The organism is Streptomyces sp. NPDC013317, assembly GCF_055563155.1.
Window position 1 is genome coordinate 979,301 of the sequence record NZ_JBVHDX010000001.1, and the last position, 21,974, is coordinate 1,001,274.

The 21,974-nt window shown below is 72.4% G+C and carries 18 protein-coding genes; 9 read left to right on the forward strand and 9 right to left on the reverse strand.

The window, feature by feature from the left end; all coding sequences use genetic code 11:
• Positions 1-384 precede the first annotated feature (384 nt).
• The 5 genes from ACZ3IJ_RS04140 (at position 385) to ACZ3IJ_RS04160 (ending at position 5,455) form a co-directional block, all read left to right on the forward strand.
• Positions 385-1,638, forward strand: a complete 1,254-nt coding sequence (locus ACZ3IJ_RS04140; RefSeq protein WP_467466117.1) for a PucR family transcriptional regulator — start codon at positions 385-387, stop codon at positions 1,636-1,638.
• A gap of 248 nt (positions 1,639-1,886) precedes the next feature.
• Positions 1,887-2,168 (forward strand): hypothetical protein, encoded by a 282-nt coding sequence (locus tag ACZ3IJ_RS04145; RefSeq protein WP_467466118.1) that lies wholly within the window; start codon positions 1,887-1,889, stop codon positions 2,166-2,168.
• Entirely contained in the window at positions 2,168-3,745 is a 1,578-nt protein-coding gene (locus ACZ3IJ_RS04150) for a sodium/solute symporter (RefSeq protein WP_467466119.1), read from the forward strand. Before ACZ3IJ_RS04145 ends, ACZ3IJ_RS04150 begins: the two co-directional genes overlap by 1 nt.
• 253 nt (positions 3,746-3,998) lie before the next feature.
• Positions 3,999-4,421, forward strand: a complete 423-nt coding sequence (locus ACZ3IJ_RS04155; RefSeq protein WP_467466121.1) for a DUF6003 family protein — start codon at positions 3,999-4,001, stop codon at positions 4,419-4,421.
• Between the two features lie 371 nt (positions 4,422-4,792).
• Positions 4,793-5,455 (forward strand): class I SAM-dependent methyltransferase, encoded by a 663-nt coding sequence (locus tag ACZ3IJ_RS04160; protein ID WP_467466122.1) that lies wholly within the window; start codon positions 4,793-4,795, stop codon positions 5,453-5,455.
• Between the two features lie 39 nt (positions 5,456-5,494).
• Here ACZ3IJ_RS04160 and ACZ3IJ_RS04165 read toward each other — a convergent pair whose 3' ends face one another.
• Entirely contained in the window at positions 5,495-6,448 is a 954-nt protein-coding gene (locus tag ACZ3IJ_RS04165; RefSeq protein ID WP_467466123.1) for a YihY/virulence factor BrkB family protein, read from the reverse strand.
• Positions 6,448-7,251: a phosphatase PAP2 family protein gene (locus ACZ3IJ_RS04170; protein ID WP_467466124.1), complete on the reverse strand. Its 804-nt coding sequence runs from the start codon at positions 7,249-7,251 to the stop codon at positions 6,448-6,450. The genes ACZ3IJ_RS04165 and ACZ3IJ_RS04170 overlap by 1 nt, the downstream gene beginning before the upstream one ends.
• A gap of 328 nt (positions 7,252-7,579) precedes the next feature.
• Between ACZ3IJ_RS04170 and ACZ3IJ_RS04175 the strand changes: the two genes are divergently transcribed.
• On the forward strand, positions 7,580-8,197 hold the full coding sequence (locus tag ACZ3IJ_RS04175; protein ID WP_467466125.1) for a response regulator transcription factor: 618 nt from the start codon (positions 7,580-7,582) through the stop codon (positions 8,195-8,197).
• 157 nt (positions 8,198-8,354) lie between these two features.
• On the opposite strand, the gene ACZ3IJ_RS04180 is transcribed toward ACZ3IJ_RS04175, so the two are convergent.
• From ACZ3IJ_RS04180 to lanKC, 4 genes are all read right to left on the reverse strand, one after another.
• Entirely contained in the window at positions 8,355-10,199 is a 1,845-nt protein-coding gene (locus ACZ3IJ_RS04180) for an ATP-binding cassette domain-containing protein (protein ID WP_467466126.1), read from the reverse strand.
• Complete coding sequence (locus ACZ3IJ_RS04185) at positions 10,196-12,139, reverse strand: ABC transporter ATP-binding protein (RefSeq protein ID WP_467466127.1); 1,944 nt, start codon at positions 12,137-12,139, stop codon at positions 10,196-10,198. Before ACZ3IJ_RS04185 ends, ACZ3IJ_RS04180 begins: the two co-directional genes overlap by 4 nt.
• A gap of 265 nt (positions 12,140-12,404) precedes the next feature.
• Positions 12,405-12,533, reverse strand: a complete 129-nt coding sequence (ramS, locus tag ACZ3IJ_RS04190; RefSeq protein ID WP_015037662.1) for a mycelium formation morphogenetic lantipeptide SapB — start codon at positions 12,531-12,533, stop codon at positions 12,405-12,407.
• Positions 12,530-15,196 carry a class III lanthionine synthetase LanKC gene (lanKC, locus tag ACZ3IJ_RS04195; RefSeq protein WP_467466128.1) on the reverse strand — a complete coding sequence of 889 codons (2,667 nt, stop codon included), beginning with the start codon at positions 15,194-15,196 and terminating at the stop codon, positions 12,530-12,532. Before lanKC ends, ramS begins: the two co-directional genes overlap by 4 nt.
• A gap of 513 nt (positions 15,197-15,709) precedes the next feature.
• Here lanKC and ACZ3IJ_RS04200 point away from each other — a divergent pair.
• Positions 15,710-16,081 carry a hypothetical protein gene (locus ACZ3IJ_RS04200; protein WP_467466129.1) on the forward strand — a complete coding sequence of 124 codons (372 nt, stop codon included), beginning with the start codon at positions 15,710-15,712 and terminating at the stop codon, positions 16,079-16,081.
• Between the two features lie 247 nt (positions 16,082-16,328).
• Positions 16,329-16,580 carry a hypothetical protein gene (locus ACZ3IJ_RS04205; RefSeq protein WP_467466130.1) on the forward strand — a complete coding sequence of 84 codons (252 nt, stop codon included), beginning with the start codon at positions 16,329-16,331 and terminating at the stop codon, positions 16,578-16,580.
• Positions 16,581-16,730: 150 nt separating this feature from the next.
• Here ACZ3IJ_RS04205 and ACZ3IJ_RS04210 read toward each other — a convergent pair whose 3' ends face one another.
• The gene (locus tag ACZ3IJ_RS04210) at positions 16,731-17,336 is read right to left on the reverse strand and encodes a dihydrofolate reductase family protein (RefSeq protein WP_391796082.1); all 606 of its coding nucleotides are present in this window, start codon (positions 17,334-17,336) and stop codon (positions 16,731-16,733) included.
• A 228-nt stretch (positions 17,337-17,564) separates the two neighbouring features.
• On the reverse strand, positions 17,565-18,797 hold the full coding sequence (locus tag ACZ3IJ_RS04215; protein WP_467466131.1) for a PP2C family protein-serine/threonine phosphatase: 1,233 nt from the start codon (positions 18,795-18,797) through the stop codon (positions 17,565-17,567).
• A gap of 1,212 nt (positions 18,798-20,009) precedes the next feature.
• On the opposite strand from ACZ3IJ_RS04215, the gene ACZ3IJ_RS04220 reads away from it, so the two are divergent.
• On the forward strand, positions 20,010-21,212 hold the full coding sequence (locus tag ACZ3IJ_RS04220; RefSeq protein WP_467466132.1) for a carboxylate-amine ligase: 1,203 nt from the start codon (positions 20,010-20,012) through the stop codon (positions 21,210-21,212).
• Between the two features lie 40 nt (positions 21,213-21,252).
• Here the strand turns inward: ACZ3IJ_RS04220 and ACZ3IJ_RS04225 are convergent, their stop codons facing one another.
• Positions 21,253-21,864 carry a hypothetical protein gene (locus tag ACZ3IJ_RS04225; protein WP_467466133.1) on the reverse strand — a complete coding sequence of 204 codons (612 nt, stop codon included), beginning with the start codon at positions 21,862-21,864 and terminating at the stop codon, positions 21,253-21,255.
• Between the last annotated feature and the right edge of the window lie 110 nt (positions 21,865-21,974).

The following is a 21,974-nucleotide window of genomic DNA, read 5'->3' on the forward strand; positions in this document are numbered from 1 at the left end:
CGTCCATGCCTCTCGCGCACCGCGGCCCCGACCCGGTAAGGGTTCGGGGGCCGCGTCGTACCGGTCCGCGGGTCAGCACTGGAGCTGTCCCCGCCGAGAGGCCGAAGTTCCTGACGGAACGCCAGGTATCCGTCAACGCGCATTCGAAACGTGGCCGACCACGTCGGCCTTTACGGAAACATCACGATCCGGCCGAGACAGCGCCACTCCCTGACCGACCGCTTAGCATGGTGCCCGCCGGAGAGGACGCTGCCGGTTCACGCCCACGGTGGCCGGCCCTCTGAAGGCTCCCGCGCTCCGCGCGGCTCCGTCGGCACCGCACGTCGGCGCCTCGCGCCCGCACCTTGCACGTGGTGCTCGCACCCCCGTCCACCTGGAGCGTCCATGCACCGTAGTCTCGCCCCCGGCAGCGCCACCGACCCGTCCTCCGCCGAGCTGTTCGACCGTGCGTGCCGACGGCTCCTCGGATACGGCACGGTGTTCACGGACTCCGTCCTGGAAGCCATCCGCGCCGAGGTGCCGTACTACGCCGACCCGGTGCTCGCGCCGCCCGACGTGCGCGAGAACGTGGCGACGGGCATCCGCCACGCGTTGGAGACCGGGGTGGAGCCGGACAGGATCGTGGACGTCGAGCGGTTCACCAGAGAGCTGGGCACGCGACGCGCGGAACAAGGGCGCCCCCTCGACGAGGTGCTGCACGCCTACCGCGTCGCAGGATCCGAGGTCTGGAGCGGGATGATCGGGGTGGTGGAACGCGAGGGTCTGGGCGACATGCGCCGGATGGTGCACGTCGCCGAGCTGGTGTGGAAGAGCAACGACCGCGATGCCGTACTCGTCGCCGACGCCTACCGGCAGGTCGTCGAGGGGGTCACCGGCCGGCACCACGAACGCGTCCGTCTGACCCTCGCCGCCCTCCTCGAGACGCGTCACGAACCAGAATTCACCCGGAGCGCGGCCGGCATCCTCGATCTGCCGCTCGACAGCCGGTACGCGGTGGCGGTCGCGGAGGCGACACCGCCGTACGGCCGCGTGCCCCAGGCCGCCCCGGAGCTGAAGGACATCCGGGTCCTCCGGCACTCCTGGGGTCAGCGCGCCGTGTTCGTCGCCCACTTGGGCGACCGTCCGCTGGACGCCTTCGCCTCCGGCCTCGTCGCCGGACCAGGGCTCCGCATCGGCATCAGCCCGGTGGTCCCGGGCCTGGGCAGCCTGGCCCGCGCGCGTGACATGGCCGGACTCGCACTTCGTACCTGCCGCGACGACGGGGAGGTCGCCCGGCTCGACTCCCGCCTGCCCGACGGACTCCTGGTCTCGAGGCCCGACCTGTCCCACGAACTCGTCCGCCAGGTGCTGAGGCCCCTGTACGACCTGGAACCCGCCGACCGCGACCTGCTGTTCGACACCGTCGGCGTCTGGATCGAATGCGGTGGATCCTCCGTTCAGTCGGCTCGGCGGATGTTCTGCCATCGCAACACCGTGCTGAACCGTCTGCGCCGTGTGGAACAGGTCACCGGCCTCACGCTGTCCCGCCCCCGCGACCTGGTGCAACTCACCCTCGCGCTCGATGCCCACCGCCTGCTGGGGCCGGCCGCGGCAGCCGGACCTGCCGACGACGGACTCCGGCGTCGCCCACCAGCCTGACCCCCTCCCCGCTGCCCAGAGTCCGATATTTCCTGGCATCCCGCTCCTCCCCGGCACCCCCTCTCCTCCCCGGCACCCGCCTCCCCGGCCCTCCACGCCCCTGGGCCTCGGCACAGTCGCACCTGCCGGGCGTTGGGAGCGGACACCGGCGCGGGTACACCGCATGGACGTGTCACGGGGCCGGGTGCTCTGGTGAGGCCCGTTCAGAGGCGACCCACCCGCCCCAGGCCTGCCAGGAGAGCTCTGCCATGACCGACCCGCACGCCCCTCGCCCCCCTCATCAGCCCCGGTCCCGCCGTCGTCCAGGCCCGTCCTTCGCCGTGGTCAACGGAACGGTACTCACGGCGCATCTGCTGCTCGTGTGCTCCGCGCCCGACTTCATGGCCGCCCCGTTGCGGGGCGAGACCGGCATCGGCGTGTGGGCACTCCTCCTCCAGGCCGTGCTGCTGGTCTGGACGGCGGTGCGCTACGACCGCAGTGCGGACAAGGGCCGGACGCCCGTCCGCCCCACCGCGTACGGGGAGTACTGATGAGACCGGAGCTCCCGCTCGCCGCGCCCGGCACCATGGACCCGGAGACCCAGGCACTGATCCTCGGCTGCTTCGTGGCGTTCATCGTCCCCGTCCTGTTCCTGTGCGTCCTCAGTGGCCCTCCGAGGGACCGGGTCGAGGACTTCTACACGGCGGGACGCACACTGCGGCCGATGCGAGGGGCGCTCGTCCTCTCCGGCGTCTACCTCTCCTCGGCCACGGTGCTCGGCACGACGGGAAGCGTCGCCCTCTTCGGGTACGACGGCCTGTTCATCGCGCTCTGCACCGTGCTCTCCCTCGGCGTACTGCTCCTCCTCGCCGTGCCCTTGCGCGAGCGCGCCGGCTACACCCTGGGCGACACGTTCGGCCTGCGGACGCCGGGGCGCGCGGTGAGGATCGCGGTCGCCGTGGTCACCCTGTGCATCTGCGTCCCCTACCTGGTTGTACAGCTCTCCGGCGCGGGGGTGACCACCGCCGCGCTGCTGGGGCTGTCCGGTCCGGGGATCGAGAAGACGGCGATCGTCATGATCGGTGCTCTCGTCGTCTGCGCCACGGCGTTCGGCGGCATGCGCGGTACGGTCGTGATCCAGGTGATCAAGACGGTGGTGCTGCTCTGTGTCGCTCTGGTCGTGTCTTCCGTGCTGCTGCACCGTTTCCACTGGAGCACCGACTCCCTGGTCGCCGCGGCCGGACAGGGAAGCGGCCGCGGCGCCGACTATCTGCGCCCCGGCCTCCGATTCGGCGCGAGCGCGGAGCCCGCCGCCACCCTGGACTTCATAGGCCTCATGATCACCATTGTGTTCGGCGCGGCCTGCCTGCCGCACGTCGCCCTGCAACTCGGCACGGCGCCCGACGCCGCCACCGCCCGCCGGACCGTGCGTCATACGCTCGTGATCGTCGGCGCGTTCTGCGTCACCACGGCTCTCATGGGGCTGGGCGCCTCCGCGTTGATCGGCGCCCCGGCGATCCTGTCCGCCGATCCGGGCGGCAGCAGCGCGCTGGTGATGCTGGCCGACGAACTGGCCGGAGGCGCGGACGCGCCCACCGGCGGCGCACTGCTCGTCGTCCTGGTCGCCTCCGGAGTCTTCCTCACCACACTGGCAGTCGTCGCGAGCGTCACCCTGGCGGCAGCGGGGACGATCGCCCACGACCTGTACACCCATGCGCTGCGCGGTTCCCGAACCACCGAGGGGAGGGAAGTGGCCGCCGCCCGGCTGGCGTCTGCCGGCGTCGGCGTACTGAGCATCGCTCTGGCGGTCTGGGTCCAGGGGTGGAATGTCCAGTTCCTGACCGCGCTTTCCCTGGCGGTGGCCGCTTCCTCGCTGCTGCCGGCCCTGGTGTACTCCCTCTTCTGGAAGGGCTACACGCGGACCGGACTGCTCTGGACGCTGTACGGAGGTCTCGGCTGCGCCGTCGGGCTCCAGCTGTCCGGTCCGGTCTTCTCGGGCAACCCGATGGCGCTCTTCCCCGACTGGCACGTCGACTGGTTCCCGCTCCAGACGGTCGTCCTCGTGTCCCTTCCCGTCGCCTTCCTCCTGGGCCGACTGGGCAGTACGCGGGGCGCGCGGGTGCCGTAGCCGTCCGGGTGGCCGGCCCTGCTCCGCGGGCTCCTCCCACAGCCTCCAGGCATGGGTGGACCCTCCTGCCCTGGGCTGGTCGACGGGGATGATGATCGTGCCGTCGCCGGCGTCTTCGAGGAGCATCGGGTAGGCCGCAACAGCATCACCCTGCGGCCTGCCTGGACAGCGGTTGGGTGATAGAGATGCCCGGCCGTGAGAGCGCTAGCATCAGTGCGCCGCTGATGACCCACCGAGAAGGCGATGTCGCACGATGGCTGATGACGCATACCTGTTCCTGCTCCCTCCCCGGCATCCTCGGATCGGGGCGGCCCTGGCCGCCGTCGGTGCGCTCGAATGTTCCGAAACACCCGCAGTGCACGGCTGGTTGCAGGCGCACGGCGTCTCCGCCGCCTCCGAGGAGGTCAGGATCCTTCCGGCGGAGGCGGAGGTCTTCATCCCGCAGGACGCCGAGCGGCTGCCCGTGCCCCTGAGCGAGGAGGAGACGCTGCGCGTCCAGCAGGAGTGCGCGCCCCAGTCCGTCACGGACATGGAGCACGAACTGCTCGAGTTCCGCGACGCCACCCAGGAGTGGGAGGCTCTCGTCCACCGCGCCCTGACCGCGGGCATCCCCGCGCAGCGCATCGCCCAGCTCACCGGCCTTGACCCGCAGGACATCGCGCGCCTGACCGCCTGACTGCGGACCCGGCGGCCGACTGCCCGGCACGGTCCGAACACCGCGCATGGCGACGGCCGTTCGGGGCAAACGGCCCGTGAGCGGTGGGGACCGCTCGAATCGCCGGTCCGCGACTGTCCCCCAGGCCGTGGACAGCACGAAGCCCGGAGCCCGCGCCTCACCAGGCGCGGGCTCCGGGCCCCTGAGGGCTCCGTGCGCCGATGCTCAGCCGCCCGCACCCGCGCCACGCGCACGCAGACCCCGACGTTCCCCCGGTGGGATGAGGAACGCACGGGAGGCCGGGCTGGGTCACCTTCCCGGTCCACCCTCGGCCTTTGCCGAACCGGCAACAACAGTGGCGTCGTGGACCCACCTTCAGGGACGGTGGCCCGGTGACCGAACACATCGCAGCAGAGGGATCGACCGCCGACACGTACCGGGGAGACCCGACCGTACGGGCCGAGTGGGACAACCGCTACGCGGAGCGCCGACGACTCTGGAGCGGCCGCCCCAACGGAGCGCTGGTGGCCGAGACCGCCGACCTCACCCCCGGCCGGGTGCTCGACGTCGGCTGCGGCGAAGGCGTCGACGCCGTCTGGCTCGCGCGCGGTGGCTGGGACGTCACCGCGCTCGAGGTCTCGGGCGTGGCGCTGGACCGGGCCGTGGGCCACGCCCGAGACGCCGGAGCCGTCGTCCGCTGGATCCACGCGGAGCTGACGGAGGCCAAGCTGCGGCCCGGCTCCTTCGACCTGGTCTCCGCCCAGTACCCGGCGCTGCTCCGCACCTCCGACGCCGCGGCCGAACGTGCCCTCCTGTCCGCCGTCGCACCCGGGGGCGTCCTCCTGCTGGTCCACCACGCAGGCATGGAGACCCAGCGACCCGACGAGGGCGGCTTCGACCCGGCCGACTACGTCTGGCCCTCCATGGTCGCCGCCCTGCTCGACGACGCCTGGCGGATCGAGGTCGACGAACAACGTCCCCGCGTCAGCCCCGAGGGCGGCGCCGGCGCCCACCACACCGACGACGTCGTCCTCCGCGCCCGCCGCCTCCGCTGACCGACGCCAGGCCGCCACGACGCGCCCCGCAGCGGGGCCTCAGACGCCGGGATCGGGTCCGGCCGGCTCTTCCACGCCGGCCCGGACGGCCTCCAACTGTGCCGCGAACGCGACACCGAGGAAGAGGGCCAGCGACGTCAGGTACGACCACAGCAACAGCGCCATGATCGCGCTGAGGGGCCCGTACACGCTGGTGAAGGAACCACTCGCCCCGACGTACAGACTCAGCCCCCAGGTGGCCCCGTTCCACAGCACCAGATACAGGATCGCGCCGAAGGCCAGCCAGGTGTAGCCGGGCTGGTCCCGGCGCGGCGAGAGCCGGAAGATCGCGCTGGTGGCCAGCACGGCCAGCAGCACGCCCACCGGCCAACGCAGCACCTCCCAGGCACGGGTGGCGTCCGGTCCGACGCCGTAGACCTCCGCGAACGCCCGCGTCAGATCGGAGCCGAGGACGGTGAGGAGGAAACTCAGCCCCAGCGGCAACCCGGCCAGCACGGCCATCACCATCCCCCGCACGTACTTGCTCAGGAAGGGCCGGTCCCGCTCGACGCCGTAGATCCGGTTGGCGCCACGCTCGACCTGGCACAGGCTCGTGGTGAGGTTGACCAGCGAGAAGAGCAGGCCCAGCCAGAGCGCCGCCTGACCCCCCTCACCCGCGTGCCGACGGCTCAGCCGCAGTGCCTCGTCGACCATCTCCTGGCTGGGGCCACTGGTGATCCGACGGATCGTCAGCTCGGCGACCCGGCCTATGCCCTCCGTGTGCAGCACCCCGGACAGACCGATCGCCACGATCGCCAGCGGCACGAGGGAGAGCACCGTCTGCAGCGCCAGCGCGCGCGAGTGGCTGAAGCCGTCGGCGTAGCGAAAACGTACGAACGAGTCCCGCGCAAGGCTCCACCCCCCGTACCGACGCAGAGCGGTCCACGCCTCGTCGCCGGAGAGCTCGTCCCCCACGACGTCGCGTCGCTGCGGCACGCGTGTGGCGGTGCCCATCACCGTCCTCCCTTCCGCGCGGCCGGTGACGGCGACATCGGCACGCCCGGGTCCGCTCGGGGGACGGGCGTACCGCCGCACCTGTCACCGCCCCACCTCCCGGGCGCGGACGGTGACCGGGGACGAGCAGGGGGATCCTCGGCGGGGGACCGGGACGCCAGCAGTGCCCAGCCCACCAGCAGAAGCGCCAGGGTGCCGTTGAGCAGACCGCCCAGGACGTCGGTGGGATAGTGCATGCCCCGGTGGATCCGGGACACCCCCACCGCAACGGGGACCAGGAGCAGCAGCAACGACGCGTACCGCCACGGTCCGCGTGCCGATCGGGCGAACACCAGGACGACCCACCCGCCGTACAGCGCGACCGCCGCCCCCACATGGCCCGACGGAAAACTCGATGTCGGCGGAGCCGCGTCCACGTGAGGGACACCGGGACGCGGACGCTCCACGAAGGCCGTCACCATGAGGAAGACCGTCGACTGGAGGGCGACCGCAACCGCCAGGAACCCGGCCTCACGCCACCGCCGTCCGCCCGAGGACAGCACCAGCAGGGCGACGGTCACCAGCGTCACGCCCACGATCGTCTCGGTACGGGCCAGCGTCGACAGCCACTGGGAGACGACATCGACCCGGCCATCGCGGTACGCGACCGCCTCGCGTACGAGGCGTTCCTCCGCGGACTCCAGTCGGCCGCCCGCGCCACCGGACGTCAGGGCGAGGCCCAGTCCCACCATCGCAGCCGTCTGCACCGGCACCAGTGCCGCGAGCCAGGAGATCCTCGCGGCCGTGCCCCACCTCGTCGTCATGACCATCTGGTTGCCCGGCCACGGCCGGATGATGTGCCCATGCCCGCGCGCCATGTCCCAGGCGCGTTCGGCGAGGACGACCGGCCCCCGCAGGAATGCCGGCTCACGAGGGTGGGACCGGATCTGGACATTCCCGACCGGCGCCGTGCGGCCCTCACCCGGTCGGCCTGCGGACCGTCCGTACGCAGGGAACGGATCCGGCCCCAGCTCCCTGAAGTGCGCCCCCTGTGCGCCCGATGTCGCGTTCCCGCGCGGGAGACAGGGGCAGAGGGGTGAGGGGCTGATCGCGTCACGCCCCAGGGGCGTGACGCAGACCGAAGGGGTGGGAATGATCAGAGTCACGGTCGTGTACGAGGCGCAGCTGCTGCGTGCCGCGCTGGTGGAACTGCTGCGGTCGGACGACGAGGTCTCGGTCGTCTCCGCGGTCTCGCAATGGCCGCAGGGGCCGGCGGCCGGCGCGTCGGCACCGGACGTGTACGTCGCCGATGCCGAGTGTCTGCCGCCTCCAGGGGCGGAGCCCGACACGCCGACCACCTCGGTGGCGGCGTCACTGGAGGCGGGTGGATCGGCCCTTCTGGCGCTGATCCCCGCCCAGCGGCCCGGGGTGCTGCGCCGGGCGCATGCGGCAGGGGCGACCGGTTTCGTCGACAAGAACGGATCGAAGACCCGATTACTCCAGGCCGTCCACCGGGTGGCCGCCGGAGAGCGCTTCCTCGACGACACGCTCGCCCTCGGCTTCCTCCAGGCCGCGGAGATGCCCCTCACCCGACGTGAGTTGAGCGTGCTCTCGCTCGCGGCCAAGGGAGCCCCCGTCGGCGAGATCGCCGCGACGCTGTACCTCTCCAAGGGGACGGTACGGAACTACATGGCGAGCGTCATCCGCAAGGTCGGCGCACGCAACCGGGTGGACGCCATCCGGATAGCCCAGGGAGCCGGGTGGACCTGACGCCCGCCGGTCGGGCCTGAGGCCCACCGATGAGACCTGGCGCTCGCCGATCGGGCCTGACGGCCGTCGATCGGGACTGGTGGTCGCCGGTCGGACCTGACCGCCGCTGGTCGGGCCGGACTGTCCGCGTGACGTCTCCGCGGGCGCGGTCCCTGCTTCAGCGCTGGATGTCGTTCCAGTGTCCCACCAGGTCGCGATAGAGCGCCGACCGCACGAGCAGCTCCTCGTGCGTGCCGCACCGGGCGCGGGTGCCGTCGAGTACGAGGATCCGGTCCGCACGCAGCGCGGACGACAGCCGGTGGGCCACGACGACCAGGGTTCCGGGCCGGGCGCGCAGGGCGCCTTCGGCCCGGGCCTCGGCCACGGGGTCGATGTGGCAGGTGGCCTCGTCGAGAAGCAACAGCGGGGCGGGGGAGAGGTGGGCGCGCGCGAGGGCGATCAGCTGGCGCTCGCCGAGCGAGAGCGCCTCCGGCCGCACCGGACGGTCGAGCCCGCCGACGCGCTCGACGAGCGCGTCGAGCGAGAGAGCCCGTACGGAGTCGTCGACGTCGGCCCGACGGGCGTCGGGCCGCAGATAGCGGAGGTTGTCCCGCAGGGTGCCGCTGAAGACGTACGCCTCCTGGGGGATCAGGGTGCGCAGGGCGGTGAGTTCGGGTGACGGGTCGTGGCCGACGGGGCGGCCGGAGAGGAGTGTTTCGCCCCGGTCCGGCGTCAGCAGGCCCGCCGCGACCTGGAGGAGGGTCGACTTGCCGATGCCGCTCGGGCCCACGACCGCGATGTGCTCCCCGTCCTCGACGGTCAGATCCAGGTCGTCGAGTACGGCACGGGCACCCGGTCCGAATGCCACTCGGACCTGGCGCAGCTCCAGCGCGGCCGTCGTCCTTGCCGCCGGGGGCCGCACGTACGCGCGGGGTGCGGCGGCGGAGGGCGGGTCAGGGGCGGGCTGCCGGCCGGAGTGGGCCCCGGGGCCGGGGACCGGCCCGGTGAGCCGGTCGAGAATGACGAAGAGCCGGGCCCCCGCGGCGCCCAGAACGGTCATCAGCGTGTGGAGGGCCGGCAGCAGTGCCTGGAGGATGTAGGTGAGCGCGCCGACCAGGGCGCCCGCTGTGACGCCTTGGCGGAGCAGCCACGGGGTCGCCGCCAGGAGCAGGAACACGGGCGACTGGCCGGCTGTCGCCACGGACAGCGTGCGGACCGCCGCCCAGCGGGCCAGGGCGCGCTGGGCGGCGGCGGCCTCTTCGATCGCCAGGCGGTTGCGGGCGGCGGTCGGTTCGTGGGAGCCGCAGGCGACGATGTCACGCAGGGCGGTCCGCGTGACCTCCGCGCGCCGGCCGACGGCCTCGTCCGCGTCGAGGTAGCGGTGCTGGGCCCGTGCCATGGGCCGCAGGGAGGCGGTGAACAGGGCGATGCCCAGGACGAGGGGCGGGCACACGACGAGCAGGAACTGCGGCGCGAGGGACATCAGGCCGACCAGGGCCCCGACGGCGACGAAGACGAAGGAGCGGGCCGCGAGCACCAGCCCGGCGAAGCTGTCCCGCGCGATCTCCGTCTGGCTCGTCAGCCGGGAGACGGCGGTCGTGTCCACGGTTCCCCGCCCGGCCGTGGCCGCGCGCAGCGCCCGCACGACCGACCGGCGTACCAGGTGATCGCGCAACGGTTCGGTGAGGCGAGGGAGTTGGGTGAACACGCCCCGGACGACCGGCGCGCCGAGGACGATGACCACGGCGGCCCCCGCGAGCCAGAGCAGTCCCGCCGACGTATTACCTCGCAGGAAACCGTCGTCCAGCGCCCGGGCCACGCAGTAGCCGCCGAGGAACGTCTGAGCCGACTCGGCCGCGGACCAGGCCGCCAGCCTGGCCAGCACCCCCTTGCGGCGCCCGAGGAACGTCCGTCCCGACACCAGAACGCGCCGTGACGTCCGCTCGGCGGCGGGGGCGGGGCCGCCGAGGGGCGACCGTTGCTTCGGGCCCGTCGTCCGGCGTCTGTCCGCCGCCGACGTCACGCGTCGCTCCCGGGCTCGTCGTGGACGGGCCGGGCGGCCCGGCGGTCGTCCTCCTGCGAGGCCCCGTCTCCGGCGGCAACTGCCGCGCCCGCGGCCCTCGCCGGGACGGCGGCCTCGGCCGGGGCCCTCGCCGGGGCGACGGTCGCCGCCGACGCCGCGGCGGGCTCGGCCAGGAACACCGCACGGTAGTCCGGGTCCTCCCACAGCAGGCGGTGCGGTCCGAACCCCCGCACCCGTCCAGCCTCCAGCCAGACCACCTTGTCCGCACGGGCCGCCGTGGAGACCCGGTGGGCCACGACGAGCTTGGTGCACGGCCGCAGTGACGTGGAGAGGGCGAGCTCCACCTGCCGTTCCGTCGCCGTGTCCAGGCTCGACATCGCGTCGTCCAGGATCATCAGCCGCCCGGCCCCGATGAACGCCCGTGCCAGGCCCAAGCGTTGACTTTCCCCGCCGGAGAGGGGCGCCTCGTCCAGAGGCGTGTCGTACCCCTGTGGCAGGAGGCGGATGAACGCGTCGGCGCTCGCGGCGCTCGCGGCGTCCCGGACCTCCTCCGCCAGGGCTTCGGCGGTTCGAGGAGCCGCGGCGCCCACGGCGCCACTACCCTCACCCTCGCCCTCAGCCGGCTCCCCGACGGCCCCGCCCCGCCCCGAGGCGATCGCGCGGCGGACCGTGGGCGTGGCGCCGCTGTCGAAGGCGGGGCGGGCGAAGGCGTAGGAGGTCGCCGAACGCAGCTCCGCGCGGGTCAGTTCGGCCAGGTCGAGACCGTCCAGGAGGACGCGCCCTTCGTCAGGGTCGGTCAGCCGGCCCGCGACGGCGGCCAGGGTGGACTTGCCGGCGCCGGAGCGCCCCACGACCGCGACCGTGGAGCCGCCGTCGATCGTGAACGTGACGCCTGTGAGCAGCGGGACGCCGTCGCGCACCACCCGTACCCTCCTCAGCTCCAGGTCACCGGGCCCGTCGGGCGGCAGGACCGCGGAGCCGTGGGTCATGGGAGGGAGATCGGCGAGTGCGGCGGTGCGTCGGCCCGCGGTGCGGGCCCGGACCAGGGCGCCGAGCGGCGCGGCGATGGATCCGATCCCGGCGGCGAGGGCGGCGTACCGCGAGGTGGCGAGCAGGTCGCCGACGCTGAGCTCCCCGGCGGCCAGCCTCGTCCCCGCCACCGCGACGACGGCCGTGGTGAGCAACGGAAGCAGCACTCCGCTGCGGGCCACGGCGCGGCCATGGACGAGCCACATCCGGGTGCCGTACCGCGTCATGTCCTCCAGCGAGGCGAGGATGCGTTCCTCCTCGCGGCGTGCCGTGTGCGCGGCGGCGATGGTCCGCGCACCGCTCAGCGCCTCGGTCAGCCGGGCGGCGACGGCGCCCTGTGCCTGCTGGTACCGGCCGACGGAGTCGGACGACTGCCGCGCGAAGGCCCGCAGGACCATGAGGAGCAGCGGCAGGCCCGCCGCGAAGACGGCCGCGGTCCAGGGGTCTATGAGGGCCAGCGCGACGAGCGCGCCGGCCGGGACGAGGACGGAGGACACCGAGGTCGCGAGGGCCGACGGTGCGGCGCCGCTGTCCGTGGCGTTCACGCACAGCCGGGCGGCGACGTCGCCGCCGGAGTGGGGTTCGGCTCGGTGGGGGGTCGTGGCCGACAGCCCGGTCGACGCGCGAAGGCGGACCCAGGCGGTGGCGCGTGCGGTGGTCAGTTGCGTCAGCAGGACGGTGGCGGTCTCCATCAGGACCTCCGCGGCGAGCAGTACGGCGGCCCAGGTCAACCAGGTCCCCGCGGCGGGGTGTCGGTGCAGCAGCAGGTCCAGCGTGCGGCCGGTGACTGCGGGGACGGCGAGTGCGCAGGCGGCGCCGGCGACCGAGCAGACGAGCAGCATCGCGGTCGGGCCGGCGGTGTGTCGTACAGCGCCGCGCAGCAGCCGGTCGGACCCGGTCCGGGAAGCCATCCGATGCCCCTTTCGCCTGACGGGCGCGGCGGGGCACCCGCGACGCTCGCCCCGATGCCCGATGCCCGATGCCCGATGCCCGATGCCCGATGCCCGATGCCCGATGCCCGATGCCCGATGCCCGATGCCCGATGCCCGATGCCCGATGCCTGATGCCCGATGCCCGATGCCCGGCTCTGATGGCCGGTGCCCCGGGAGCTCGGCTCCCGGGGCACCGTGACTACGCGCCGGCGCCTCTACGGACCGTTCGCGGAGCCGGATGGACTCAGTTACAGGTGGTCACGCTGAGGCTGCTGTCGCCGCAGAGGAGCAGGCTCGCGCGGCTGCCCGTCTCGACGTCGCCGATGGCCTCGTCCTTGGGGGTCTCCAGCGACTGCAGGTCGAACAGGTTCATGATCGTTTCCTTTCGTGTGGGGACGGTGGTGCCGTGCGACCCCGGAGCGGGGCCGGTTCTTGGGGCCGCCGGAGCGGCGGGAGGAACGGCAGCTGGGCCGGGCGTTCGCCCAGAGCTGCCGAGAGGGCCAGCAGGACGCCCGCCGTGCCGGTGGCGAGGTCCATCGAGAGCCGCATCATCTGTTCGCCGGGGAAGGCGAGATGGCCCTCGTAGGACATCGCGTGCCAGGTCAGGCAGCCGACCTGACGGCGTACGTCCTCGGGCCCCGTGCCGGGCCCGCCGGCGTTCGTGCGGGCGAGGTGCAGGACCATGCCCGCGACACCGCGGAAGAGGCCCGGCTGGGCGTAGAAGGTGGCCTGCGCCGCCTGCACGATCTCGTACCGGGCACGGTCGAGGGCCTCGTCGTGGCGGTGGAGGAGGAAGTCGTCGATCACCATGCCGATGCCCACGCTCCCGGCACCGAGGTACGGCATCGTGCGCCAGCCCTCGTCGACCTGAAGGGTGCCGGAGGCGCCGCGTACGCAGCGGGTGAGATCGTCGTGGAGCGCTTCGGCGGCGAGGTCGAGAAGCGCGGAGTCCCCGGTGCGTTCGTAGAGCCGTACGAAGAGCAGGGCCCGGCCGGCCGCACCGTGGAGCAGCCCGGTCCGTACCCGGCCTCCGGCCCCCGCGCCTGCGGGCCGCGGGGACGTGACGGGCGGGCGGGCCGCCAGTTCGGCGCATCTCAGCGCCGCCGCGTGCAGGCCGGACTCGCCGGTGGCGGCGGCGAGGGCGTCCAGGGCGAGGCCCATGCCGGCGGTCCCGCCGTGCAGATCCGGCCCGAGCGCGTCGTACTCCTGCGCGAGGACCAGCTCGGCCAGTTCGAGGGCGCTTGCGGTGTGCCCGAGTCGCTGAAGGGCCCACGCGACGCCGGTCAGCCCGTCGTAGAAGCCGAGCGGCGTGCCGGACTCGGGCTGCTTGGCGTACCGCAGGAGCCGTTCCTCCGCCGCCGGGATCCGCGCGGCCCCGCTCTCGTGCAGAGCGTGCAGGACTCCCGCCGTGCCGTAGCCGACGGACATGCCGCCGCCGGCCGTGGCGAACTGAGCGATGTCGCCGGGGAAGAAACGATCCTCCCGGTCGGGCGTCGCCGAGGCCAGGATCGCGCGCACCATCGCGTCACGGCTGCCCGGCCACTCTCCGGGCTCGACCGGCAGGAACGGAGCACGGCCGCCGGACGCGGTGGCGCGCGGTGACGTGCCGGCCGGCTCCCGCACGATCTCCCGTACCGCCGCGTCCAGGAACTCGCCGGGCACGGGGAATCGCGCCGCCGCGACCTCCGCCAGATGCGCCGCCTTCCCCCGGTCCACGGCGAGGAGGCTGGTGAGCGGGACGAACAGCGCGATCCGCAGGCAGGCGAGAGCGTAGCGGTCCACGTCGAAGCCACGCCGGTCGGCGGGCGCGACGAACGCGGGGTTGGCGACGGTCTGCCGGCCGCCCTCCGCGGCCGCCTGGGCCGCCTCGAAGTCGAGGAGCACCACGGAGGTCTCGTCCTCGGAGACCATGATGTTGAACAGGTGCAGGTCGTTGAAGACGACGCCCCGCGCGTGCACCTCGGCCACGGCCTCCTCGACGAGGCCGTGGATCCGCAGGGCCCATTCCGTGTACTCGGCGAGCCGCTCCGCCGGCGGTTCGGCCTCCATCAGGGGATGCCTGCGGGCGAAGAAGGTGTTGAGCGGCCTGCCCTCCACGAACTCGAGGACCAGGAAGTGGTGGTCGCCGACGGTGAAGCTGTCGAGGACCTCCGGTGTACAGGCGAGTCCGGAGAGCTGCTCAAGCGCGGTACGTTCGCGGTGCAGGCGGGTGACGGCGTCGGCACCGTCGGCGGCCAGCCCGGCGTGCGGACGTGCCTCCTTCAGCACGACCCGCCGCCCCGTCTCGCGGTGCCGCGCCTCGTACACGCCCCCGCCGTTGGAGAAGTGCAGGGCCTTCTCGATGTCGTACGGCATCTCCTGGACCGTCACGGCGGCGCGCGCGTCGAGGTGCGGGCGCAGGAACGGCGGGGGAGTGACCCAGCCGGGCACACGGAAGACGGGCCCGCGCTGATCGGGTACGAGGGCGCCGGAGCCGTCCTCCATGGCCGGCCGCAGCTCGCCGTGCTCGTCGTAGCAGTGGCGGCGCGTGAAGCTGCCGTACCGCAGATGCACGGGGCCCCGCCCCCAGCGCAGATCGCTGAGGATGTACGGTCCGGGCTCACCGTCGAGCAGGTGCGCCAGGTCGGTCGCCAGTCGCTCGCACTGCTCGTCGTCGGCCGGGTAGACGGTGATGAACTTGCCGCTGGCCGCGCGGTCCGCGTACTTGGCGTTGCGCTGGTGCAACAGATACCGGCTCGGCACGAACTTGAACGCCACCTCGTGCCGCAGACAGTGTTCCCGGACCGTGGCGAGGACCCGCTCCGCGTTGTCGAGACAGGCCGAGACGTGGATCTTCCAGCCCTGCGACGGGAGCGTTCCGCCCACCGGACGCAGGGCGAGCCAGTCACCCGTGCGATGGGTGCTCCAGCCCTCGGGCACGGGGAGGGTGGCGGCCGGGTAGAGGGAGTCGCCGGCTCCGTCGGCGAAGACGAGACGGTGGGGCGCGTCGTAGAAGTGACGGTCGGCATCGCAGAAGACCGCGTACCCCTTGTTCACAACGCACTCCCTCGGTCGGTGACGGAATGACGTTGTCACGCGCCGTGAGGGCCGGGACAGTCGCCGCTGTCACGTCTCGCGCATGCAGTACGCACAGGTAACCGATGCTCTCCGCCCACCGGTTGCTCGGCCCGCACCGCGATGCGGAGAGGGGCGCGGAGGTGGTGCACGCGCGGCGGAACGAGGAGTGGGGGTATGCCGTCTCCCGAGCCCGCGATCAGGAACGGGCACTCATGCGCTGGACCCCGTCGCGCGTCTGCGTCAGGGGGGGGCGGCCGGGATCTGTGTGAGTGTCAGGTCCATCATGCCTGTTCAGGTGGTGTTTCGGTAGGACGTACGGCACGCCCGTTCGGCCTTGTGACGCCCGGCGCCGCGCGTCAGACTCATCGTCATCCACCTCCCGGCCAACCCGTCGGCAACCCTTCTCGGTTGCCGGCGTCTTCGCTGTGCTGTCTCGCCGCGGGACATGCGCCGGCTGGGGGTGGGAGACGAAGGGGATCGATGGATCAGGACATGGTTGTGCTGGCGAGGGTCAAGCTGCTCAGTGCCAACCGGAAGGTGGTGCGCGGTGCCGAAGGGCTGTGGATCTACCGCCTTCTGACACGGGTCGAGCCGGAGGTGTACGGGTCCAAGCTGGCGTACGTCCTGGTGGAGGAGAGCGCGTCGCCCCTGGTACGGGACCTGCCCGGGCGACGGCTGGCCCTGTTGGACGAGGCCGTGGAGGTGGCGCAGGCCCTCGGTGAGTCGAACCCCCACCGGGCGAAGGTGCTGGCGAGGGCCTTGGCCGCCAGACAGCGTGAGGGCACCGTCCGTCAGGCGAACTCGGCGTCCGATGGGCGGGAGAGCCGTGTGCCTCTTGAGGAAGAGCGGCGCCAACGCGCATGACCTCGTGTCAGGCGTCGACTTCCTGGACGGTGTAGGAGAGGCCCCAGCTCTGCCGGCCGGATGGAGCCGCGTCTGAGTCGTCGAGCACACAGCCCGGAGCGCGAGGGCCCCTGACCTCGGTCGGGATCCCACGCTGCTGATGCCAGACACGGGGGGAGGGGCCCGCCATGGGGAAGGCCCGGGGCGCCATGCCCGGGGCCCTACCCGGCCGCCGGCCCGGCCCAGACACGCTCCGTACCATCCAGAGGTGATCAACCCGCTGCTCCGCATGTCCAGACGCCGACTCATCGCCCTCACCGTCCTGGCCGGAATCGCCGCCTTCGGGTGGTACGCCGCCCAGCCGGTCCATCCCGCATGCACGGTCTACTCAGGGGCCTACGTGACCCTCGACGCTTCGGCGGCAGAGGTGGATGCAGCGACCCGGCAGGCTTACGAGAAGGCCCTGGACAGCGGCGCGTGCGGACCATCACGCGCCCGGTTCCGAGACTGGATCGACTGACCTGAGGATGCGGGCCTCCTGACCCTCCTCCGGTGACGCTGCTGGGCATCGAGCCAACCGAGTCCGAAACCGGGAGAGTCGCTCGGGTGCTCAGGCTCGCTCCGTGCCCGCCGGCCGGTGTGATCCGTCCAGGCCGGCCGGCGGGCGGCGTCACGCAGGGACGTCGAGCGGCGGGTGCTCGAGCACGCGGGGCCTGTACTCGACCAGCTGGATGCGGCCGTCGAAGGTGCGGTGCTCGATCATCTCCAGGGCAACGTCCGGATAGCCGTCGTAGATGCGTTCTTCGCCCGTGGCCCCGGTGATCACCGGGAACATCACGACCCGGAAGCGGTCGACGAGTCCCGCTCGTAGCAGGGACCGGCACAGGCTGAGGCTGCCGATCGTGCTGAGGAGCCCCGAGCCACTCGATTTCATGGCGCGGACCGCCTCGACGGCGTCGTCGCGCACGAGCGTGGCATTGGCCCACGTCAGCGGCGCCTCGAGTGAGGAGGAGAACACCACCTTGGACGCTTGCGTGAGCTGGTCGACGGACGCCTCTTCCTCGGGCCTGAACTCGTCCTGGCCGCTCGGGACGTCACCCGCTGCGAAGCCGGACATCAGACGGTAGGTGTTCGCTCCCATCAGGTACGTGCACTCGGGCTGCTCGCCGAGCCATGCGAGGTACTCCGGACCCTCGAGGCCCCAGAACCCGGGCCATCCCTCTCCCGATGCGTATCCGTCGAGGGAGGTGATGAAGTCGATCAGAAGCTCCGACATGGCGGTGTCCTTTCCTGGGGTGTCACGAGCTTGGACCGGCCGGGAGCCGGCGACTCATCGGCCGTGAGCCGGGCGTTTCCGGCGAAGGGAGGCCCCGGCCGACGGATATGCCGTCAGCCTTCGGTTCGCCTGAGCTCAAGAGCCTTGTAGGTCTTGGGGCGCAGCGGTGGTGCGGTGTCGATGGGAGTGCTCCCGGGCGTTCCGCACCGCGCGCAGGTGCGCGCGTCGTCACAGCCGCATGACGATGAGGGCGGTGTCGTCGGTGAGACCCGCCGGGGGGATCAGGTCTCCCAGGAGTGCGTCGGCGAGGGTGTCGGGGTCGGTGGCGTGGTGGCGGGCGACCGAGCCGGCGAGGCGCGCGAGGCCGGTGTCGATGTCCTCGTGGCGGCGTTCGACGAGCCCGTCGGTGTAGAGGAGGAGGACGCAGCCGTCGGTGAACACGGTCTGGGACTGGGGCCGGGGAACGTGGTCCGGGCGGGCGCCCAGCGGTGGATCGGTCGCCTGGTCCAGGAAGGTGACGGTGCCGTCGGGACGACACAGGGCGGGCGGGGGGTGGCCGGCGCTGCTGTAGGTGAGGGTGCGGGCGTTCCAGTCGACGAAGACGGACGCCGCGGTGGTGGATTCGGCACCTTCGACCGAGCGGGCGTACAGGCCGAGGACGTCGAGGGCCTGGGCCGGGCCGGTGGCGACCCGGGAGGCCGCCGACAGGGCGCTGCGGAGCTGGCCCATGACGCCGGCGGCGCGCAGTCCGTGGCCGACGACGTCGCCGACCGCGACAGCGGTCCGGTTGCTGCCGGGCATGTCGACGAGGTCGTACCAGTCGCCGCACACGTTCAACGCTCCTTTGGCGGGCCGGTAGCGTACGGCCGCGCGATGGTGGCCGAGCGGCCGGGGCGCCGGCAGCATCGCTTCCTGCAGGTGGAGGGCGACCTCGCGCTCGCGGGCGTGGGCCTTGCGCAGGCGTTCGTTGACCTCCTGCAGTTCCCGGGCGCGGGTGTAGAGCTCGGCCTCCAGGACCCGGGCACGGCCCCCCTCCGGGCGCCCGGCGCGGGCGCGGATGAGTTCGGTGACTTCTTCGACCCGGTGCAGCACCAGGGCCACCGTGCCGTCGGGGGCGAGGACGGGGACGTTGACCGGACTCCAGTACCGCTCCTGCCACACCCCGGGCCGCTCGGAGTCCTCCACGTCGTAGCGCTGCAACGCCATCGTGTCGGGCTCCCCGCTGGCAGCTACGCGGCGCAGGGAAGCGTAGAGGTTGCGCATACCGGTCGCGGCCGGATCGCCGGGGTTGTCGGGGAACACGTCGAACAGGAAGCGGCCGATGAGCTGGCTCCGCGTCCGCCCCGACAGGCTGACGTACGCCTCGTTGACGTCCGCGTACACAAGGTCGAGCGTCAGCAGCGCCACACCTGCGGGAAGGGCCTGAAAGACGGCCTTGTAGTCGTTGCCGGGTCCGTTCACGCTTCCACCTGCCGCGCCTGCGGCTCTCGTCCGTCGTGTGCGTTTCCACCCTGGCACGCATGTGGGCCGCGGGCCCGTCGTGGTGCGCCCGGTATGGACCGTTCGGCCTCCTTGCCGGGCGTTGGTCAGCGCGGCGACGACACCCTCGACGGTCTGGGCCCCAAGCCAGGCCCTTCCTGTCGGGTGGACGACTGCTTCGGCAAGCGGCTGGGCCCCCACCGCCCACGCGAGTGGTGATCACAGCGGACGAGAGTGACGACGATCCGTAGGCACCGCGTGGCCTGTCCGGCCCGCGACGCCTCGATCCCCCATTGATGCCTGAGCCGGTGATCGGCGACTCTCCGGACGGACCGAGAACAACGTCGCCTGCCGCTGCCGCTGCCGCTGCCGCTGCCGCTGCCGCTGCCGCTGCCGTGGTCGACCGCGGCCGAGGCGCCGGCGGCGATCCTCTAGCTGAGACGGCCGAGCACCCTCGACACCACACACCACGGGTACGCCGCAGCGCAGCGCGCTGACGGCGTCGCGGGCGCCGGTGGCATCGAGAACGCGGCGCGATGCCGGATGTCAGGCCGTGTCGCGTTCCGGCGGAGCTGGAGCCTGGCCCCGGTGTCGGTAGCCTGCGGTCAGATTCCGTCTACCGGACAGGCCTGGCCCCCTGTCCCGCAGCCCGCAGTGAGGAGCGGTCGCCGCCGGGATTCGAACCCGGGTAACGCATCCGGCAGGCCGGTGTACGTCGTCCTTGGCCGCTAGGGCGTGTTGCGAAAGTCCCGCCTGCCCCGCGACGCCTGGCACGCACGCTCGCTGCGTTGTCGGGATCGTCCGAGTACACCCGGTACGAGGACGACCCTCCGCCTTGCGATCGCACGCACCAGACGCCGCGGGGCCCGCCCTTCGGGCGGACGGCGCTACTTTCGCAACACGCCCTAGACGAAGGCGACTGCCTCGGCAGGGTACACAGAGGCGCGTGGCCGGTGCACCGGAGTATCCACGCCCGCACGCCATGCCCCCGTTCGGGGCGCCCCTGATCCCGCCTCGCCCTCATCTCCTGGACCGCCGATGCGCGATCCAGGTCGCAGCCTCGGCGTGCGTGCGGGCCTGAGATCCGTATGCGACAGCCGTCCCCGATGTGATGCCGGGGGAAGCAAGGAGGGGCGAGCAACGGCGCCTTCGCCATCTGACCCGACTCTCACCACGCGTGACAACATGGTCACCATGACGAGTAGAGGGCACACGTCGTCCACCACACAACCCTCCACCGCAAGCCATGACGGAAGCCGTCCCCTTTTCCAAGAGACCGGGCCGCTGACCGTCGGCGTCGAGGAAGAGTTCCTTCTGGTCGACCCCGTGTCACGCGAGTTGAGCGCCGCCGCCGAAAAGGTCGTGGCCGAAGCCTCACACGACCTCGGCGACCACGTGGGACCTGAACTCACGCGCTACCAGGTCGAGACACGCACCGATCCCCATACCCACCTCGCCGACCTCGCCGACCAGATCGGTTCCGCCCGCGAAGCCCTCGCCCGCGCAGCGGCACGGCAGGGCCTGCGTATCGTCTCCACCGGAACACCCGTCCTCGCTCCGCCCGGACCGCCACCCCTGACCGACGGGCCCCGCTACACCCGCAGCGCCGCCATGTTCCGGGGTCTGGACGACGAGCAGGTCGCCTGCGCCTGCCACATCCACGTCGGCGTCCCCGACCTGGCCACCGCACTTGAGGTCAGCAACCACCTCCGCCCGTGGGTCCCCCTCCTCATCGCCGTCGCGGCCAACTCCCCGTACTGGGCCGGGCGGGACACCGGCTACGCCAGCTGGCGCACGACCACCTGGGGACGGTGGCCGGTCTCGGGACCCCCGCCCTACTTCGAGTCCGCCGACCATTTCGAGGACCTCGTCTCCGGCTTCCTCACCACAGGCGCCGTCATGGACCGGGGCGGCCTGTACTGGGACATCAGGCCCTCACACCACGTCTCCACCCTGGAGATCCGCGCCGCCGACGCCACCGCCACCGGCGACGACACCGTCCTCCTCGCCGGCCTCGTCAGAGCCCTGGCCGCCACCGCCCTTACGGCTATCCATGGCGGAGAACCGGCGCCTCGCCCCCATCCCGAGATGCTCAGGGCGGCCTGCTGGCGCGCGGCCCGCGATGGCCTCGCCGGCGACGGCATCGACCCGTTCACCGGCCGACTGACCCCGACCGTCACCCAGATGGGCCAGCTCCTCACTCACATCCGGATGGCGCTCCATCAACACGGCGACACCGCACTCGTCCACACCCTCTGGTCACGCCTACGTACCCACGGCAGCCGATCCGACGCCCAGCGCACCGCCCACCGCCGCCGCGGCAGCCTCACCGACGTCGTCGACCACCTCATCTCGACCACCACTCCGAACGGCCACACCGACCGCACGCCGAACTGACGGAGCCGGCGACGGGCATGGGCATGATGACCGCTCGTCCTCATCGTTCTCGTGCCGCACCATCCGGAGACCGGTCCTGGGGCTCGGACGGCGCGATCGCCATGGCCCCGGCGCCTCTGCCGTTCGGAGTGTTGTCGCTGTGGCCGGCCGAGTCCGCAGGGGGCCGGGGGCAGGCTGTCTCGTGGGCGTGGGGACACGGCGCGGCAGAGGTGGTCGTGGGAATCCGCATCCGGCGCAGGAGATCACGGGTGGTGCGCTTGCTCAGCGTGCTGCGCCAGGCTAGTCCCGGGTGGCGGGAGCGCAGGTGGGAGAGTGCGCGTGTGCCCAGGCCCGTGCTGTGGAAGCGCTCGTCGATGACGACGGCGGTGATGACACCCTGGGCGCAATCGGTGCAGAGCCGGTAGTGGACCTGGCCGACGACCTGGCGGATGTGGACGAGGAGCAGGCATTCCTCGCCAGGCCCGGACGTGTCCGGGACGTGCGTGGACAGGAAGTCGATCGCGCGGTAGGCGAGGATACGCCGGCGCAGGCGGCCAGTGAGCCGGCTGCGGCGCGAGTGTCTGGCGCCGGTGTGGCTGGGCGGCGGTGTCCGGGCTTCGGGAGCCGGGCCGAAGAAAACGCTGCTGCTGGGACGCGCATGTTGTCCGTGCATGACCTCTCGTGTGCCCGGAAGACCCCCCGATACCCGCCCTGGCACGCATCGCCCCTCTTGGTGCGATCTCTCGGGGTGGTATCGGTGGTGACAGCGGCAAGATCGCCCGC